Below are 19006 nucleotides of genomic sequence, written 5' to 3' on the forward strand. Positions count from 1 at the left end.
ATTGTTTCTCGCAGAGGCGCGGAGACGCAGAGTTACTGCCTGCGGTAGTTTGAGAATTTAACCACCAAGAACACGATGAACACCAAGAGCACGAAGAGCACGAAGAAAAATAACCACGAATGCGCGAATTGAAGACGAAAAAAATTATTACGAATTTCACTAATGACTGCCTGCGGCAGTCTAAAAGGCTCTACCCCGGTTCTTACACTTCCACTGCAAGAGCTTGTCCCGCTTCGGCCCCTATTTGTAACCAGCTCCAACATTCAGCGTCAAAATATCAGATGATAAAATGGTATTCCTGAATGATTTAACTATGTAATCGATGAAAATAAAGGTTGTTTGCATCGTATTGCTAATTATCTGCAATACCGGAAGAGGCTTGGATGTTCATGCTTCTTCAGCAAAGGATACTTCAGGCATTGAGGTAAAACGTAAACCGGGTGATTTGCCTAAGTTTGGATTTGCCTGCGAACTTGAAACCGAGCCTTTGCAGAAATTGTTTGATACGCCAGGGCTAATTAGCGATATTAAAGCTATGAACAGCAACATCAGTATGGCATTGATCGACTATAGTCCAGAGCGTGCAGAAATTGTTCGTCGTTTAAATAAGGCCGGTATACCGGTAATTGCCTGGTTGGTTTTGCCGCGTGAACAGGGCTATTACATGAACGCCAGTAATGCCCCTCAATCAGCTGTTTGTTTTGAGAATTTCGAAAAATGGACTAAAAAATATGACCTCAAGTGGGCGGCGGTAGGTATTGATGTGGAACCAAACATCAAAGAATTCGGGGAGATATTGAAAGCGGGCAAGGGGAAACTTATTTCTACTTTAGTAGGTCGTTCCTTAAGCCTTAAAAGATTAAAACGTGCCAGGGAGGCCCGCAAAGCTTATTCAAAGCTAATCCGGCACATTCAAAGTCGCGGTTACCCGGTTCAAACCTACCAGCTTAATTTTGTCGCGGATGAACGCAGGATTAATTCCACCTTACTTGACAGGGTTATTGATGTCGTAACTACAAAAGGCGATAAAGAAGCCCTGATGATTTATACCAGTTTTGACCATGAATCCGGTGCAGCTGCTGTCTGGAGTTATGGCGGTGATGCAGAGGCAATCATTTTGGGTATTACTGGCGGGGGAGCAGATACAGCATCTAAAAATGTTCCTTTGAATTGGAATGAGTTATCCAGAGACCTGATTGTTGCCAGTCATTTTACAAAGGATATCGGAATTTTCAGTCTCGAAGGTTGCGTGCAACAGGGATTTTTACCCAAGTTGAAAAATTTTGACTGGAATCAGTCCGTACTCATTACCGGAAAGACAATAGAAAAAGGTCAAAAATTCAGAAAAATGATCCAGACCATATTGTGGGTATTTACCAATGTGGGTTACATCATTCTGGTACTGATCCTGGTAATAACCTGGCTGGTCTGGCGCCTCTACAAACGCCGGCACGAAGAAAGAACACGAAGAATTCCTATAAGACCATTAAGAGCACAAAAAAATAACCACGAATGCCCGAATTAAAGACGAAAAAAAAGATAACGAATTTCTCGAATGACTGCCTGCGGCAGTTTGGAATTTAACCACTAAGAACACGAAGAACACGAAGAGCACGAAGAAAAAATAACCACGAATGCACGAATTAAAGACTAATAAAGATTAAAATAATGACTGCCTACGGCAGTCTGGCTGTTCTCTGCGGCTCTGCGAGAAACCGCCGGAGATCACTGCTGCAGGCAGTATCTGCGTTTATCAGCGACATCTGCGAGAGAATTTTTTATTCTGTGGGAATAATGAAATTGCCTATACTTGCAATATCATTTCCTCCTTTTATGGCTCAATGGAATCCATGGCACGGGTGCCGCAAGATCAGTGCGGGTTGTAAAAACTGTTATGTATACAGGATGGATTCGGCCTATGAAAAGGATGCTTCACTGGTTACTAAAAATACAGCGTTCAACCTGCCGCTGAAAAAGGACCGGAAAGGTTACTATAAACTGAAACCCGGTGAAATTATTTATACCTGCTTTTCTTCTGATTTTTTCCTGGATGAGGCCGATGAGTGGAGGATTGAAGCCTGGGAAATGATGAAAATCCGGAGCGACCTGCATTTCTTCATCATCACCAAACGGATCCACCGGTTTGAGGTGAATCTGCCTCCTGACTGGGGTGAAGGCTACCCGAATGTTACAGTATGTTCTACCTGTGAAACACAGGATAGGGTGGATTTCAGGTTGCCGATCCTTACCAGGATACCCGTTAAGCATAAGGCCATCATATGCGAACCGCTGCTGGAGCCTGTTGATATATCAGGGTGGCTTAGCCCGCAGATTGAACAGGTTGTAGTAGGAGGGGAGTCCGGACCGCAGGCGAGGGAATGCCATTTTGATTGGGTTTTGGGCATCCGTGAACAATGTGTCACTCACAACGTGCCGTTTTGGTTCAAGCAAACCGGGGCGAAATTTGTGAAGGACGGGAAATTGTATTCCATTAAAAGGCAGTTTCAGCACCAGCAGGCGAGGAAAGCGGGGGTGGATTGGTCACCCTAAATAACCATCCTGTACCCAATCCCATGCACCGTTAATATAATTTTCGGGTTGTTGGGGTCGGTTTCGATTTTCTGGCGGAGTTTGAGGATGAAGTTGTCAACGGTGCGGGTGGTGATGTCGTAATCAATACCCCACACAGCGCTCATGAGGTTATCACGATCCACCGTGGTACCGGCATTTTTATACAGGTAGTGCAGGATTTCAAATTCCTTGTATGACATTTTAGTTTCCTGCGTTCCGACGAAGGCGGCGTAATTTTTAAAATTCACCTTCAGGTTGCCAATGACAGTCAGTTCTTCGGAAGACCCGTTATTTTCATTTATGCTCCTCCTGAGTATCGCTTTGATCCTTGCCAGCAGTTCCCTCAGGCTGAAAGGCTTTGTGATGTAATCGTCGGCGCCAAGCTCAAGTCCCAGCACTTTATCAATTTCTTCACCTTTTGCCGTCAATAAAATGATGGGAGTGTTGATTCCTTTTTTTCTTACCGATTTGCAGATATCGAGACCCGACATGCCCGGCAGCATGATATCGAGCAGGATCAGGTCATACTTGTTTTCTGTGGCCTTCTGCAGTCCCAGGTTGCCTTCCATGGCCGTGTCAATTTCATACCCTTCAAATTCAAGGTTGTCCTTCAACCCGTTTACCATGTTGGGTTCGTCTTCGACTATCAGTATCTTTTTCATATCGGTATTTTACTTAAGCGGGAATAGTAACCGGAACGTGGAACCGGCGCCGGGTTCACTTTGAACGGTGATCTGCCCTTCATGCGCTTCCATGATATGCTTCACAATGGCAAGTCCCAATCCTGAGCCTTTTATCCGGTTTGCCAGGTTCTTTTCGGTAACCCGGTAAAATTTATCAAAGATATATTTCTGATGTTTCTGCAAAATGCCCACTCCCTTATCCTGGACTTCCACAAAAGCCTGTTGCCCGGTTTGACCGGTTCTGATTGTGATTTCTTTTGTTTCGGCACTGTACTTCATGGCATTGTCAACCAGGTTCACCAGGGCATCACACACAGCATCCCTGTCGGCATTCAGCAAAGGAACATCGGGATCTGTTTCAAGCATAAACCGGAATCCCTTGTTTTCAAGGGTGTACCGGAAGGTCGTAAACACGCTTTCGGCCGCGTCATTCAGATTAGTTTGAGCGAAGGTGTATTTCCTTTTCTTGTTTTCGATTTGCGAGAAATTGAGAATCCGGTTTACCATGGCCGATAACCGGGATGTCTCGTTCATTATGACTGAATAATACTCTTTGATTTTTTCCGGACTTTTAACCCTTCCCATTTCAAGTGTTTCGATGTACATGCTTATAAGGGCCAGCGGAGTTCGTATTTCGTGGGATACGTTGGCAACAAAATCATTTTTAAGCTGCGAAAGCTCAATCTGTTTGCGGATATTCCTGAAAATAATAAAGGCGCCTGCAAGGAGAATAATGTCCATGAGGCCTATCAGTATAAGGCTCCTCCTTGCCCTTTTACCTGCCAGGTCGGCAATCGTGACATTTTTAAGTTCAATTCCCATCTGGTAATTCTGAAGCAACCAGAAAGGCTTTTTCTCAATGTGGGCACCCGGTGTGTACTGTTTGTCGGAATTATAAAAAGCATCCGGCTCACCGGCCCTGTACGCCGCGATATGAAACTGGTTCCGTGCTATTTCCTGTATCTTGGGATCAAGCACTTCACTTATGAATTTCTCCGGGTCAAGAACCACAACGGCAATCAGCGGATCGTTTATATTTCCCAGCAGAAAAACAATAAGTTGATTACCTGCCGTATCATTCACCGGTTCAATCTTCCTGTAATTTCCCCTGTAGTAAGTCTCCAGCCTTTTTATATTACTGCCGATACCTGAAAGTTTCTCTGCATAATGGGTTGCGGCGCTGTCACATTCAGGAACCGCAAACTTAAAGCGGAAGGACTTATCATAAACAAGTAGACATTTTATTGCCGGTTTTTCGCTCACCATACGGAGGAGTTCATCAGATCCGGTGTCCTGCTTATTCAGCTGATTTTCCAACCGGCTTGCGAAGTTGCTGATTACATCGTCCGAGTATTGATTGATGGAAAACAGGATTGCATTCAGCTGGTTCCGGTAAATGTCCTGGATAACCTTTTCATTATTCTTGAGGTTTCCGATCTCATAAACCGATATAAAGAGAACAGGCACAAGTATTACGGCAATAATCAGCATGCCTATTTTCCTTACTGAATGCATTCCTGTTTAGTTTGAATAAATATAGGGATTTTAATTATTCATCTTTAGCGAGGGTACCTGCTTTTCTTCATGGATCTCCAGTATTCGATATATTTTGTCTGGGAAAGCAATCCGACAGGCCCTTCATAAATACCGCCTTCTCCGCCTGTGTCAACGACTCTCACCGCGATCACATTCTTCTGTCCCTTCTTCAGCACGCCTGCCGGTAAATAATAGCCCCTGAAGGCATCATATTCCGATCCGGAATAAGCCCTGTCGCCGTTTGCCGGGAAGTTACCGGTTGATCCTACCAGTACGCCGTTAATATAAACCTGGTCCATGTCATCAATTTTGCCCATAATCAGAACCATACGGTCTTCTGTGGCTGTTCCATTGTAAACAAATGTCTTCCGGTACCAGGCATAGCCGTCATAGTCGCGGTATCCCTGGTCTTCCCAGCGACCCGGAACCATAATATCACCCCATTTGCTGTCGTCATAGGCGATATCCCTGCGTTTCATATCGTCACCGGTTTTGAATTTCCAGGGAGTCTGCAAATTCACATCCAGATTTACGGAGGTTTTTCCGCCGTACAGTCCGATTTCGCCACCTACAATTCCTCCTGCCTGTTCGGTATCATATACCTTAACTGCTATCACATTGGTTCCGTCAAAGCTGATGAGTTCTTCGGGCACATAGTAAATTCTTTCGGCGTCATAAGCGGTGTGATAGTTAGGAGGAAATCCTCCTGTGGATCCTATTTTTTTACCATTGAAATATACTGCGTCCACATCATCAATATAGCCCATATAGAGGTAAAGCATGCGTCCTTTAAGTGTGGAGGGAATGGTAAATTTTTTCCTGTAAAAGGCATAGCCGTTATATCCGTTGAAACCCTGGTCTTCCCATGAGGACGGTACCTTAATGGTCTCCCAGTTGCTGTCGTTAAATTTCGGCGATATCCAGTCATCGTTAATTCCGATTGTAAATGCCCAGTTGCCCTTCAGATTGATCAGCATTGTCAGCCGGTTATCCATCGCCATCGCTTTTCCCGAGGCCAGTGCAAGCAGGAATATAGTTGTGTAAATAAGCGTTTTCATAATTGAACTTTTATTATTCTTTCATTCCTTCATTTCTTCATTCTTTCATTCCTTCATTTCTTCATTCTTTCATTTCACTCCGCCCGTTATCTCTCATAATAATCTCCGAAAATGAATTCCCAGAATGAATTTTCATAAGACGGGTGCTTGTCCTTGTATCTCCTGTAGTTTTCGGGCGACATGATACCCACAGGGCCCTGGTAAATACCGCCAACGCCCTGGCCGTCGTAAACCCTTACGGCAATATTATTGATCTCACCGGGTTTCAGCCATGAGCCGCTGATTTTGTATACCCTTCTTATATTCCATTCCCAACCGTCACCCCAGTGGCGGTGATTGGTGCGAATATCGTAAACCGAACCTACGTATCTTCCGTTCAGGTAAACATCATCCACGTCGTCGATTTTTCCGAGCGACAGGTAAAGTGTTGACCCTGTGAAATTGGCCGGCACCCTGAAATTCACCCGGTACCAGGCATACCCGTCGTAATTGTGCAGGGGTCCGGATTCCCATTCTGATGGCACCTGGATTCGTTTCCAGTCGTTATCATTAAAACCAGGCTCTTTCCATTCCTTGTTATCGCCTTCGTGAATTTTCCATTTTCCCGTAAGGTTGAGATTCATAAGTTCCACATCGGCGTCATAAAACAAACCTACGGGTCCGTCTACAATGCCTCCGTCCTGCTGGCTGTCATAAACCCTCACGGCAATAATGTTTTCAGCATCCACCTTAAGAAGTCCGTCAGGAATTACATATCTTCTTGTCCTGTCATAAGCCGTTTCAGGGTACGGTGGAAAATCACCACTGCGTGCCAGCAGTTTCCCGTTGAGGTATACGGCGTCTGCATCGTCGATTCTGCCCAGCATAAGGATCACCTGAACGTTTTTAGGAATGTCGGCCGGCCTGAATTCCTTACGGTACCAGGCATAGCCGTTATAGTCCTCATAACCCTGGTCTTCCCATTTATCCGGAACATTGATCCGGTCCCATTTTGAATCATCGTAAGCGGGGGATGCCCACTGCATATCATCGCCGATGCTGAACATCCAGGTTCCGGAAAGAGAAAGCAGTTTCCTGAGGTCTTCTGCCTTTGTGCCTGCAGCAGCAGTCAGCAGTATCAATACAAGGAGTAATTTTGATTTCATAGTTTGTTAATTGATTTATAATATAAAGAATACGGTGTTGGCATGTTTGCCTGAAAATTCTGAGCTTACAGGAGCAGATTGATCCTTGTTTGCAGTTGTTTCACCTGAAATATCAAGTGAAACCTTTTGGGCCGGAACCTTGCACTGCCATTCTGTTTCCTGTACCTGTGATTTATTTCCGGATTTAGGAAGAATGACGATGCCAAGAAAAAGGACGGTTAACATAAAAACGGTAAGCTTCATTGTCGTATTTTTTGTTGATTCAGACAGGTCAAAAGTAGGCTAGCCTGAAAAGATCACTGTCACAGCCACGTAAATAATTGTCATGAATTGTCACAGGATTGTAAAATGATTTATAATTTTAGATTCACCTGAAAAATAAAACCTTAACCCGCATGAAAACCACTGTTGTAACCCTTTTTGTTGCTTTCCTGGGCCTGTGCTCATTTTCGGAATCAGATACCGTGAAAACCCCTGAAGCGGCCGGCAGGCTTGTTATCAAGGATTTGATGTCGCGCCCTGACTTCATGATGTATAAAACGGATGAAGTGAGGGGTGTCCATTATGCCGAGGCCTGTGCCGGTTTTGGAGCCGCCCGGCTGGCCGCCTTGCTCGGCGACCACGAAACAGTAAAGAAACTGGAAGAGCGTTATTCACGGGTTATTGATGAGAACATTGAAAATACGGCCAATCATGTGGATGTGAATGTATTTGGCATTCTGCCGCTTGAATTGTATATGCTGGGCAGGGATGAGAAGTTTCTGAAACAGGGATTGAACCTGGCAGACGGACAGTGGAAGGATACACTTGAAGGCGGATTAACCTGGCAGACCCGGTTCTGGATTGATGATGTATGGATGATTGGTGCCCTGCAAATACAGGCATACAGGGCAACGGGACGCAAAGAGTACATAGAGCGGGCCGCTCTCGAGATTGATGCCTATTTAAAAAAGCTACAACAGCCGAATGGTTTGTTTTTTCATGGGGAAGCCTATCCCTTTTTCTGGGGCCGGGGAAACGGATGGGTTGCAGCCGGGCTGGCTGAATTACTGACCGAGCTTCCGAAAGCCAATTCCCATTACAAAAGTATACTGGAGGGTTACCGGAAAATGATGAAGACACTGCTTTTCCTGCAGGATGAGGACGGCATGTGGCACCAGCTTGTTGACCATCCCGAATCGTACAAGGAAACATCATGTACTGCCATGTTTGGTTATGCCATAACGGTAGGATATAAAAAGGGTCTGTTACCCGAGGAAGTATTTAAGACAGCCTCTGATAAGGCATGGGAAGGGTTGGTTACCTATATCAATGAAGACGGCAAGCTCAGGGATGTGTGCGTGGGAACCGGCCAGACCAATGACCTGAATTTTTACCTGACGCGGCCAAGGTCAACCGGGGATCTGCACGGCCAGGCGCCTGTGCTGTGGTTTGCATACAGTCTGCTGGCTGACTACGAATAATCAACAAATCGGGATACCATGTGTTATACGGTTTTGCATTATGAAACTGAAGCTGTTTTCAATTCCGGTAAATCCTGCCCGGGTCGATTTGGCCCTGCTTCTGATCCGCATGGTGGCCGGTCTTTCCTTTGCCTTCTACGGGTCGTTTAAAATCAAAGATCCGTTGCACTGGATGGGTCCAGATTCCGGTTATCCTGCGTTTTTCCAAATGCTTGCAGCCATTTCAGAATTTTGTGGCGGCATAGCCTGGATCATAGGATTTCTCACACCGCTTGCCTCTTTCGGGATTGCCTGTACAATGACTGTTGCCACATACACGCACATCTCGGGAGGCGATCCATTTGTGAGTTTCACAGGGGGAGGCGCCTATGATCACCCACTCTTATTTCTTGTCATAGCTGTTATGCTGTTGTTGAGCGGGCCCGGAAGATTTTCAACCGACCGGATCGTCTTTGGTGAAAGAAAACAGTCCGTTTAACAAAACTTGATTTCAAACCCATTATATTTGATGGTACTTTAACATCATACCCATATCTGATGGAAATAATCGAACTTCAAAATGTTACCAAAACCTTTGGTGCGGTAACTGCTGTAAGTGAACTTGATCTGAAAGTGCCGGGCGGCACCATTTACGGCTTCATCGGACCTAACGGTTCAGGCAAAACCACCACAATCAGGATGATCCTGAATATTTTTTATCCTGATTCGGGAAAAGTATTCATCAGGGGAATTGAACAGGGCGCATCGAGGCTAGACAGGGTGGGATACCTGCCTGAAGAGCGCGGGTTATACAAAAAGATGAAAGTGTATGATGTGCTTAAATTTCATGCAGATCTGAAAAAAACCGCCGACCCCAGGAAAGAGATCAACTATTGGCTGACTAAATTGAACCTTGCAGACAGGGCTGACAAAAAGGTTGAAACGTTAAGCAAAGGGATGACGCAGAAACTGCAGTTCATTGCCACAGTAATCGACAGGCCTGAAATCATCATCCTTGATGAGCCTTTCAGCGGACTGGATCCTGTTAACGCAGATATATTGAAAGAGTCACTTCTTGATCTTCAGAAAAGCGGTGCCACCATTATATTTAGCACACACGATATGAATATGGCCGAAAGGATGTGTGATTATATTTTTATGATTCACAAAGGCCATAAAGTGCTGGATGGTACGCTGGACAGTATCCAGGACAAGTATGGCAATGATACGGTGCGGTTGCAGACCGAAGGAGGTCTTGACGTGCTGAATGACATCAGGGGTATTGAAAAGATCAATGATTTCGGGCAGATGCAGGAGCTCAGGCTCTCAACGGGTACCGACACCCAACAGGTTTTGATGCAACTGGCATCAAAGACAAGAATTCTGAAGTTCGAGGTTACAAAACCCTCTTTGAACGATATTTTCATTCGTATTGCAGCACCCGATAAAAAAGCAGAAACCCATGCGTAAAATACTGATAATAGCCCTCAGGGAATATAAAGCCGCTGTTAAGACCAAAAGTTTCATTATAAGCCTGGTCATGCTTCCGGTGCTTATGGGTGGCAGCGTGGCCGTGTCGATCATTGCTGAAAAAAAGGTGGACACAACCGATAAGAAGTTTGCGGTGATTGATCATTCCGGACTTTTTGAGGAATCACTGAAACAAAGTGTAAAATTTCATAATGAAGTGGAGATTTACAAACCGGACACAAAAGAGAAAATCAAGCCTGCTTACCAGGTTGAATTTATTACTCCGGATAATACTGATCTTGTAAAGCAGAAGCTTGAACTATCAGACAGGGTAAGCAGCAAGGATCTTACCGGTTTTCTTGAAATCGGTTCTTCAGTACTTCATCCCGATGCGGACCCTCAAAATGCCTATGTTCGATTTTATTCGGAAACGAGTATACTGGATGAAACCCAGAACTGGTTTTCGAATCCTATAAACAATCATCTCCGGGAACTTCGGATTGCTGATTTACATTTGTCGCCTGACAGTACAAAGGAATTGTTTTACTGGACGAATATAGAAGGGCTGGGTTTGTTAAAAAAGGATGTGAATTCGGGACAAATAAAGGATGCGGAGAAGAGCAACCCGGTGACGTCGTTACTGATCCCGTATATCCTGGTGATGATGATGTTTATGATGGGGATGGTGGGATCAATGCCGTTACTTACTGCGGTGATGGAAGAAAAAATGGAGCGGATTGCCGAGGTGCTCCTGGGCACGGTAACTCCATTCCAGTTTATGGCCGGGAAAGTGTTAGGGAGTACCGGTGTGGCACTTACCACGGCTACTATTTATATTGTCGGAGGAGTATTTACGGGTAAACAATTGGGTGGTGGAAATATGATTCCTTATGATATTCTGCCCTGGTTTTTCATATTCCTGGTATTATTCCTGATCATGGCCGGCTCGATCATGGCTGCACTGGGTTCAGCCTGCAACGACAACAAGGATGCTCAGAACATGTCGTTTCCTGCCATGTTGCCCATGTTATTGCCTTTGTTTGTGATCATGCCGGTTTTAAGGAATCCCCTTGGAAGCCTTGCAACCGTTATGTCTCTTATACCGCCGTTCACACCCATGGTGATGATTGTACGGCAGGCAACACCGGTGACGCTTCCGGTATGGCAGCCCTATGCGGGGTTAGCAGGGGTTATATTGTTCACCCTTTTTGCAGTATGGGCCGGCTCCAGGATCTTCCGCACCGGAATCCTGATGCAGGGACAGAAGCCTACCTTTGCCAACCTGGTGAGGTATGTTTTTAAAAGCAGGTAGGTATTGTGAAACTCCGGTCTCCTTTTAAAGTGAAGTGGCTGAGGAGAGCCATTCTATATTCGGCCACTGCAGTGACCGTGCTGGTGGTGGTTTCAAATGGCATGGTCTACTTTAAAAGCAGGCATTATATCTGCAGCACTATTGATGAGTTGCCGGTTTGTTACACGGCGATAGTTCCGGGTGCGATGGTTTCATCTTCGGGAAAACCAATGAGGTTTCTGAAAGAAAGGCTTGATTTGGCGATTGCGTTGTATCGGAAGGGAAAAGTCAAGAGGCTGCTCTTAAGCGGCGATCATGGCCGGGTGCAGTATGATGAAGTCAATGGGATGAAGCAATACATTTTGGAACATGATGTGAATGTAAGCGATGTATTTTTGGATCATGCCGGGTTTGATACCTATAACACCATGGTAAGGGCTAAGAAGATATTCAATGTTGCCGATGCCATAGTGGTGACCCAGGATTTTCATTTGCCAAGGGCGATATATATAGCGCGGAGTTATGGTTTGAAGGTATACGGCATAAGGGCTGATAACCCGCATAAGGATTCGCGTTTATATGTTCAGATCCGTGAAGTGCTGGCCAATGTTAAAGCGTTTCTTGAAGTAACCATCCGTCGCAAGCCTCATTTTGGCGGGCCTCCCATTCCGATTACAGGGGACAGCAATCTGAGTTTTGATTAGGAGGGACCAGTAAAGGAGTTACCGGAACACCAGCCCGGCAAAAATATTTTTGTAGATTTGATCCATTAAAAACAGCTATAATAATAGGATTTTTTCTGTTAAAATGGTCTACTGGTAAATAGCTATTTATGGCAACAGATCTTACCTACCATGTGAATATCGGCAAGGACACGGAGGCCAAACTGGTCAGCGTTGGTATTGATTCGATGAAAAAACTGGTTGCATTGGGCAGTGAAAAGGCATTCCTGAAGATCCAGACGGTTGATCCCGGAGCATGCCTGAGCCTGCTGTACGGGCTTGAAGGCGCCATTCTGGGTGTAAAATACAATGAGATTCCGGCTGAACGCAAACAAGAATTGAAACAGTTTTACAGTCTGGCCCGAAAAAACGGTAATTGCTGAAAAATGAGTTACCAGGTAATCCGCAAGCCAATTGTACTAACAACAGCCGTTTTATTTCACCTGCTGCTAATTTTTCATTTATTCTTTTCTCCTGTCATTATTGTTCTTGCTTCCTGGAAAGGCATAATCAATGCAAGTTTTATTGCTTTTATACTGATCTCTGTCCTGTCAATCTTTTCTGGAAGGGCTTATTGTTCGTGGTTTTGCCCGGGCTGCGGTATCCAGGAAATGCTGGCCGTTTTCATCAAAAGGAAAGCCCGGAATTCAAAGGCCAATAATATCAAGTATGTAATTTTTTCGGTCTGGATCGGTTCAGTAATTACAGGATATATAATAAACGGTTTTCATTCGGTTGACCTTTCGTATGGGATGTCTGATATAACACTGAAGCGAAAGATCATTCTGACAATCGGCGCCGTAATGATCATTGTTCCCCTTACCGGTATCTTTGGCAGGTTTGCATCCTGTAAATATGTTTGCTGGCAGGCACCTTTTATGATCCTTGGGCACAAACTCGGCGACTTCATGAAGATTAGTAAACTCCGGCTCGTGACAACCGGAGCCGAATGTAAAAATTGCGGTAGCTGCAACCGGCATTGCCCCATGAATATTGATGTGATGCAACAGGCCCAAAACAATAACCTCTCCCACACCGAATGCATTCTTTGTGGAAATTGCATCGATCACTGTAATCATAAAGTGATCCGGTTCGATTTTAAAAAGAAACAAAACGAAATACCCAAAATATGAAACAGATCCGTCATATCTTAGCTGTTCTTTCTGCTGTATTAATCGTTCTGATCATCTTATATATGAATCATGACGATTTCTCATGGCAGGCGAATAAAAGCAATTATCTCGGACTCATGGCATGCGTGCTGAATATCTGGGCACTTGTTTTCCTGATAAAGGAAAAGAAGAGCTGAAATTTCGTGCTATTTATTATATTTGACCAGATTCTCCGGCTTTGAATTAAATCCTCCTCATATATGAATTCAAAAATCATCGGCTTGCTGGTTTCCCTTACCATTGCAGCCTTCAACATTTCAGCCGGTGAATACCATGTGTCAAAATCAGGTAATGATTCGAATGACGGATCAAAAAGCAGGCCTTTCCTCACTATAAACCGGGCTGTGTATTTAGCCATGCCGGGTGATACGGTAACCGTTCATACCGGTGTTTACAGGGAATGGGTAAAACCCATACGCGGTGGTGAAAGTGATGCGAAAAGAATTGTATTCCGGGCAGCTCCCGGTGAGAAGGCAGAAATCAAAGGATCAGAAGTAGTAAAGGGGTGGAAGAAGGTCGATAAGATACCGGGAGTATGGATGGTTACAATCCCGAATTCCTTTTTCGGTGATTATAATCCCTATAAAGATTCGATTTACGGCGACTGGTTCAATGATCATGGCCGTATTCATCATACCGGTGAAGTGTTCCTTAACGGGAAATCACTTTATGAAAAAGAATCGCAACAGAAAGTGTTTTTTCCTTCAGCCGATTCGTCAATCGCCGATCCTAAAGGCTCTACTTATACCTGGTATTGCGAAAGCAATGATCAGTCGACAACCATATGGGCAAACTTTCATGAATTCAATCCCAACAATGAACTCATCGAAGCCAGTGCCCGCAAGACCTGTTTTTACCCTGAAATTCAGGGATTGAACTTTATTACCATCAGCGGTTTTTATATAAGCCAGGCCGCCACGCAGTGGGGCGCACCTACGGCCGAACAGGTGGGAATGGTCGCCACACACTGGAATATGGGATGGATTATTGAAAACAATGTAATAAGCGATTCAAAATGCTCGGGAATCACACTGGGCAAAGAGCGTGGCACGGGCCACAATGTATGGTCGGCCGACCAGGGAAACATATATAACGACGGCAATATCCATTATATCGAGGTCCTTTTCAGGGTACTTCGGAATGGCTGGCGAAAGGGCAATATCGGAAGTCACATCGTAAGAAACAACACAATATTCAACTGTGAGCAGACCGGAATTTGCGGAAGCATGGGAGCGGCATTCAGCCTGATCGAGAACAATCACATTTACAATATATACACCAAAAGGCAATTCAGCGGTGCTGAAATCGGGGGAATAAAATTCCATGCCGCCGTTGATGCCATTATCCGGCATAACCGGATCCACAATGCAGGCAGGGGAATCTGGCTCGATTGGATGACTCAGGGTACAAGGGTATCATCCAACCTTTTTTACAATAATGATATGGAAGATATTTTCTTTGAAGTAGATCATGGCCCTTTCATTGTGGATAACAACCTATTTCTTTCCGAAGTGTCGGTCAGATCGCAGTCAGAAGGTGGCGCCTATATTCATAATCTCATCACCGGCAAGTTCCAGACATGGCCGGATCCCGGCCGGTTCACGCCTTATTTTCTTCCACATTCCACTGATATTGCAGGGTTAACTATTGTTTTGGGTGGTGATGACCGGTTATACAATAACCTCATCGTGGGAAGAGGCAACAAGCAAAATGAATACGGTCTGAAAACCTACGATAATGCCAAACTTCCGGTATGGATTGAGGACAATGCCTACCTTAATTGTGCCGTACCTTCACGAAAGGAATTGAACATGATTTATGAAGGAACATTCGATCCTTGCATACAACTGGATGATAAAGGAAATGAAGGCTACCTGACAATCTCTTTCAGCAGTGCTGTCAAAAATGCGTCACTGAATATAATTGATTCAGAAAAGCTCGGGCAGGCCAAGATTCCCCGTGCCGTTTTTGAAAACAGTGACGGAACTTCCTATAAGTCGAACCTGGATTATTTCGGAAACCCAAGACCAGCTGACCAGATAATTCCGGGTCCCTTTGCTGTCGTGAAAGAAGGAGAAAATATTATAAAGCTCTGGTAAATTCAGTAATCAATTCTTTAACCATATCAAATGAAAACCCTATTCAATTATTTCATCAGCACATGTTTAATAACATTACTTCTCGCCGGTTCCATGGATGCACAACAAACAGGTCTGCCTGAATACCGTGAATTCCAAAAAGCAGTACAGAAGGGAACAAGGACCCGTGATGGTATACCCGGCCCCCGTTACCGGCAGAATTCATCTGAATATAAAATCGTGGCAACCCTCGATACAGCTACCAGCATTATCCGTGGAACTGAAACCATTATGTATCACAATAATAGTCTGGATACCCTTAAGAACCTCACAATGAGAGTATACCAGGAACTATACAATAAGGAAAATGCAAGGCTTTCACCGATTCCTGCAGAGAACCTTACAGATGGCGTGATTATCGACAGCCTGAAGATCAACGGCAGGTTATATATTAAGGATAACAAAACGCTTGATGAAAGGCAGGTGGTTCGTCAGAACACCCTGTTATCCATAAGGTCAGTGAAGACTTTGAAGAGTGACAGCACGGCAAAAATAGAGCTGGCCTGGCAGTTTAAGGTGCCTGCCATACGGAGCGACGATATCGACAGGATGGGACGATACGGCAAAGCTTTTTTTGCCGGTTTGTGGTATCCGCAGATGTCTGTTTATGATGATCTTGAGGGGTGGGATGTTATTCCGCATCTTGGTATCCTTGAGTTTTACAATGATTTCAGCAATTATGACGTCACCATTACTGTTCCGGATGGCTATGTGGTATGGGCAACCGGCACATGCAGCAATCCGGCAGAAGTATTGAAGCCTGAAATTCTTGACAGGATTCAGAAAGCCGCTTCAGGCGATGATAATGTAAAAGTCATAACTAAGGCAGATTATAAAACTGGAGTGACAGCAGGTAACAAATGGCATTTCACAGCTACTCATGTACCCGATTTTGCTTTTGCCACGGCACCTGATTATGTATGGGAAAGCACTTCTTTTGTGGCCGACCATCAGACGGGAAGGCGCGTACAGATTGATCTTGTGAGACCGACCGATTCCCTGAGAAATTACAATGCCGTAAGTGTTACAAAAGATGCGCTGAAATGGTCATCTGATTCATTCCCCGGAGTTCCTTTTCCTTATGAACATGCCACAGTATTTATCAACTCACAGTTGAACAGTTCATCCATGGAATTCCCGATGATGGTGAACAACAGCGATTATTCCTTTCCTTATTTGTACAATGCTGTTATAGCTCACGAATTGTATCACAACTATATGCCGTTCTATATGGGCTTTAATGAAACGCGGTATATGTGGATGGACGAAGGATTTACCCAGTTCAATGAGGACAAATTCAAAGGGGATAAGATGTCGCTTCAGGCCATGAGCATCATGAATTATCCCGGTCAGGCAGGAAAAATTGATGATCACCCGCTGATGGATTTTTCGGTGGATTATAATATGCGCTATCTTGATTTTGCCAGTTACTTTAAACCCTGCAATAACCTTATATTGCTGGAGACGTTGCTGGGACCGGCTTTGTTCAAAAAAGCCACTCTTGAGTTCATGAAAAACTGGAACGGAAAGCATCCGACTCCTTATGATATGTTTTATTCATACAGCCATAGTTCAGGGCAGAACCTGAACTGGTTCTGGAAAGCCTGTTATTTCGAAAGGGGATATGCTGACCTGGCTATTAAGAGTGTGGATAAGAAAGCGATTGTAATTGAAAAGAAAGGAAATATCCCCGAGCCGGTTTACCTTGATATTACGTACGCCGATAAAACCACTGAAAAGATATTCAGGAACCTCGATATCTGGAAGGACGGACAGACACAGTGTGTGATCAAACTTAAAAGTGGCAGGGAAATAAAAAAGGTAAAGCTGGGAAATAACATTACGCCAGATGCTGTACCGGCGGATAATGAGTACAAGGTGAAGTAGGCATTTCTCGCTTCGATCGAAATGGGGTTTCTCGCTTCGCTCGAAATGGGGTTTCTCGCTGCTCGAAATGGGGTTTCTCGCTTCGCTCGAAATGACAGGGGTTACAGGATTGATAATGGGGGAATCAGGGGGCGGCAGAGCCGCCCCCTGATTCCCCGCTGCGTTTCGTCCGATGTTGTCATTTCGAGCGAAGCGAGAAACCTAAATAGGAATGAAACCCGCATCAGACATGCCCGCTGACCTAAATCATCCTTGTTCCGAAATAATTGGTACAGAATTTGGTATTAGTATAACAGAACAAGTGTTCTTAAACTTTTTAGCCATGAAAAAATACTTTTACACACCGGTTTTGGTACTGCTTCTCGCCTCATTGACGAGCCTCAAAGCACAGGACCAGCAGGAATATCTCGGATTACCCGGTGATAACCTGAATCTTTTCGCAGTAATGAGCCTTTTTCAGGAATCTGAAACCCTTGAAGGTTTTGAAAGAGAGCTGAATAATTCAGACAATCATATTAACAACCTCGACCTGAACGGAGACGGTTATGTAGACTATATCCGCGTTGCAGATAACGTTGACCGCAATGTTCACTTTATAGTGCTCCAGGTTTCAGTGAATCCCCGTGAAATGCAGGACGTTGCTGTATTCACTGTTATAAAACGTGCTGACGGCGATGTACAGGTCCAGCTCATAGGCGACGAAGCACTGTATGGCAAAGATTACATTGTTGAGCCTATCTACGATGAGACTCCGAACCCCGGCTACACCGGTCAAAGGGTTAACGGTAACCGTGTCACCGTTGTCCATACCACATCCTACGAGGTAGCTTACTGGCCGGTAGTGCGGTTCATGTTTGCACCCACTTACATTGTATGGCATTCACCCTGGCACTGGGATTACTACCCCAATTACTGGAGGCCCTGGAATCCCTTTTACTGGCATACTTATTACGGATTCCACTATAATTACTATTCCTGGTATTATGGCCACTACAGGCATTGGAATCACTACCGCTACGACGGATGGCACGACACCTATTACACCCATTATCATTCGCATTCACCCTATGTTTACAACAACATTCACCAGGGTTATTATAAAACGACCTATTCTAGACCTGAATCACGCAGGGAAGGTACAGATCTTTATTACAGAACCCGTGAAAGCAATAACAGGACCGGTGTAAGTTCATCGGGAGGCAGAAGGACATCGAGCGGCTCAGATGCACCGGTGTATGTAAAATCGAAATCGACTGATAATAACTATAACGGTAGAAGAACTTCAACCGGATCAGGATCACGTGAAAATCATTCGACATCAAGTGGTACCCGCACAACGGGAAATACAAGGACAAGAGAATCAGGCGGATCAACCGGTACTATGAAAAGCACGGAAACCACCAACGGAAGAAGAGGAACATCCGGTGGCTCAAGTTCAACCAGTACTTCAACCTCAACCGGTAATTCAAGACAATCCGGAACTACCACAAGGCAGTCAAGCCAATCGGGCAGCTCAAGGCAGTCGGGTAATACCACCACAACAACCGGAAGGCAGTCGGGCAGCAGTTCAAACCGTGAAATGACCCGCAGTAAAAACACCGAAAGCCGCAGTACATCTACTGAAAGATCATCAGGTTCTGACCGTCGTTCAGGTGGAACTTCGGTGAATACTCAGAAAAGCACTTCGGGATCATCCGGACAGGCATCCAGGAGTTCGGAAAGATCCGGTTCGCCTTCAGGCCGCAGAAGCAGCGGAAGTTCTTCTACGTCAAAATCTGATAATAATACAAAAAGTTCAGAGAAAAACGCAAGGAGCACCGGAAGAAGGTAATTTTTGCACAGTGATTTTGCCGGCTGTGTTTTTTAAGCGGCCCTGTTTACCAAAGCAGGG

The 19006-nt window shown here is 44.9% G+C and carries 18 protein-coding genes; 13 read left to right on the forward strand and 5 right to left on the reverse strand.

Features of this window, described 5'->3' with window-relative positions; all coding sequences use genetic code 11:
• Nucleotides 1-322: 322 nt before the first annotated feature.
• Both VK179_01555 and VK179_01560 read left to right on the forward strand, forming a co-directional pair.
• Complete coding sequence (locus tag VK179_01555; protein HLO57405.1) at nt 323-1525, forward strand: hypothetical protein; 1203 nt, start codon at nt 323-325, stop codon at nt 1523-1525.
• Between the two features lie 143 nt (nt 1526-1668).
• The gene (locus VK179_01560; GenBank protein ID HLO57406.1) at nt 1669-2550 is read left to right on the forward strand and encodes a DUF5131 family protein; all 882 of its coding nucleotides are present in this window, start codon (nt 1669-1671) and stop codon (nt 2548-2550) included.
• On the opposite strand, the gene VK179_01565 is transcribed toward VK179_01560, so the two are convergent.
• The 5 genes from VK179_01565 to VK179_01585 all read right to left on the reverse strand — a co-directional run bounded on the left by VK179_01565 (nt 2547) and on the right by VK179_01585 (nt 7236).
• Nucleotides 2547-3233: a response regulator transcription factor gene (locus VK179_01565; protein HLO57407.1), complete on the reverse strand. Its 687-nt coding sequence runs from the start codon at nt 3231-3233 to the stop codon at nt 2547-2549. The genes VK179_01560 and VK179_01565 overlap by 4 nt on opposite strands.
• A gap of 9 nt (nt 3234-3242) precedes the next feature.
• Nucleotides 3243-4769 (reverse strand): ATP-binding protein, encoded by a 1527-nt coding sequence (locus VK179_01570; GenBank protein ID HLO57408.1) that lies wholly within the window; start codon nt 4767-4769, stop codon nt 3243-3245.
• Nucleotides 4770-4813: 44 nt separating this feature from the next.
• Nucleotides 4814-5848, reverse strand: coding sequence for a beta galactosidase jelly roll domain-containing protein (locus VK179_01575; protein HLO57409.1), 1035 nt, complete (start codon nt 5846-5848; stop codon nt 4814-4816).
• An 86-nt stretch (nt 5849-5934) separates the two neighbouring features.
• Nucleotides 5935-6993 (reverse strand): beta galactosidase jelly roll domain-containing protein, encoded by a 1059-nt coding sequence (locus VK179_01580; protein ID HLO57410.1) that lies wholly within the window; start codon nt 6991-6993, stop codon nt 5935-5937.
• Between the two features lie 15 nt (nt 6994-7008).
• Entirely contained in the window at nt 7009-7236 is a 228-nt protein-coding gene (locus tag VK179_01585) for a hypothetical protein (protein ID HLO57411.1), read from the reverse strand.
• A 152-nt stretch (nt 7237-7388) separates the two neighbouring features.
• On the opposite strand from VK179_01585, the gene VK179_01590 reads away from it, so the two are divergent.
• The 11 genes from VK179_01590 (at nt 7389) to VK179_01640 (ending at nt 18946) form a co-directional block, all read left to right on the forward strand.
• The gene (locus tag VK179_01590; GenBank protein ID HLO57412.1) at nt 7389-8456 is read left to right on the forward strand and encodes a glycoside hydrolase family 88 protein; all 1068 of its coding nucleotides are present in this window, start codon (nt 7389-7391) and stop codon (nt 8454-8456) included.
• 40 nt (nt 8457-8496) lie between these two features.
• A complete protein-coding gene (locus VK179_01595) occupies nt 8497-8934 on the forward strand; it encodes a DoxX family protein (protein ID HLO57413.1) in 438 nt (145 codons plus the stop codon).
• A gap of 59 nt (nt 8935-8993) precedes the next feature.
• A complete protein-coding gene (locus VK179_01600; protein ID HLO57414.1) occupies nt 8994-9905 on the forward strand; it encodes an ATP-binding cassette domain-containing protein in 912 nt (303 codons plus the stop codon).
• Nucleotides 9898-11217 (forward strand): ABC transporter permease, encoded by a 1320-nt coding sequence (locus tag VK179_01605; GenBank protein ID HLO57415.1) that lies wholly within the window; start codon nt 9898-9900, stop codon nt 11215-11217. The genes VK179_01600 and VK179_01605 overlap by 8 nt, the downstream gene beginning before the upstream one ends.
• A 5-nt stretch (nt 11218-11222) precedes the next feature.
• Nucleotides 11223-11900 (forward strand): ElyC/SanA/YdcF family protein, encoded by a 678-nt coding sequence (locus tag VK179_01610; protein HLO57416.1) that lies wholly within the window; start codon nt 11223-11225, stop codon nt 11898-11900.
• 128 nt (nt 11901-12028) lie between these two features.
• Nucleotides 12029-12301, forward strand: a complete 273-nt coding sequence (locus tag VK179_01615; protein ID HLO57417.1) for a TfoX/Sxy family protein — start codon at nt 12029-12031, stop codon at nt 12299-12301.
• Between the two features lie 3 nt (nt 12302-12304).
• Nucleotides 12305-13051, forward strand: a complete 747-nt coding sequence (locus VK179_01620; protein ID HLO57418.1) for a 4Fe-4S binding protein — start codon at nt 12305-12307, stop codon at nt 13049-13051.
• Entirely contained in the window at nt 13048-13227 is a 180-nt protein-coding gene (locus VK179_01625; GenBank protein ID HLO57419.1) for a hypothetical protein, read from the forward strand. The genes VK179_01620 and VK179_01625 overlap by 4 nt, the downstream gene beginning before the upstream one ends.
• A gap of 63 nt (nt 13228-13290) precedes the next feature.
• Entirely contained in the window at nt 13291-15189 is a 1899-nt protein-coding gene (locus VK179_01630) for a right-handed parallel beta-helix repeat-containing protein (protein HLO57420.1), read from the forward strand.
• Nucleotides 15190-15219: 30 nt separating this feature from the next.
• The gene (locus VK179_01635) at nt 15220-17115 is read left to right on the forward strand and encodes a M1 family metallopeptidase (protein HLO57421.1); all 1896 of its coding nucleotides are present in this window, start codon (nt 15220-15222) and stop codon (nt 17113-17115) included.
• Nucleotides 17116-17437: 322 nt separating this feature from the next.
• Entirely contained in the window at nt 17438-18946 is a 1509-nt protein-coding gene (locus VK179_01640; protein HLO57422.1) for a hypothetical protein, read from the forward strand.
• Nucleotides 18947-19006: the final 60 nt, after the last annotated feature.

The organism is Bacteroidales bacterium (assembly GCA_035299085.1).
GTDB lineage: Bacteria > Bacteroidota > Bacteroidia > Bacteroidales > UBA10428 > UBA5072.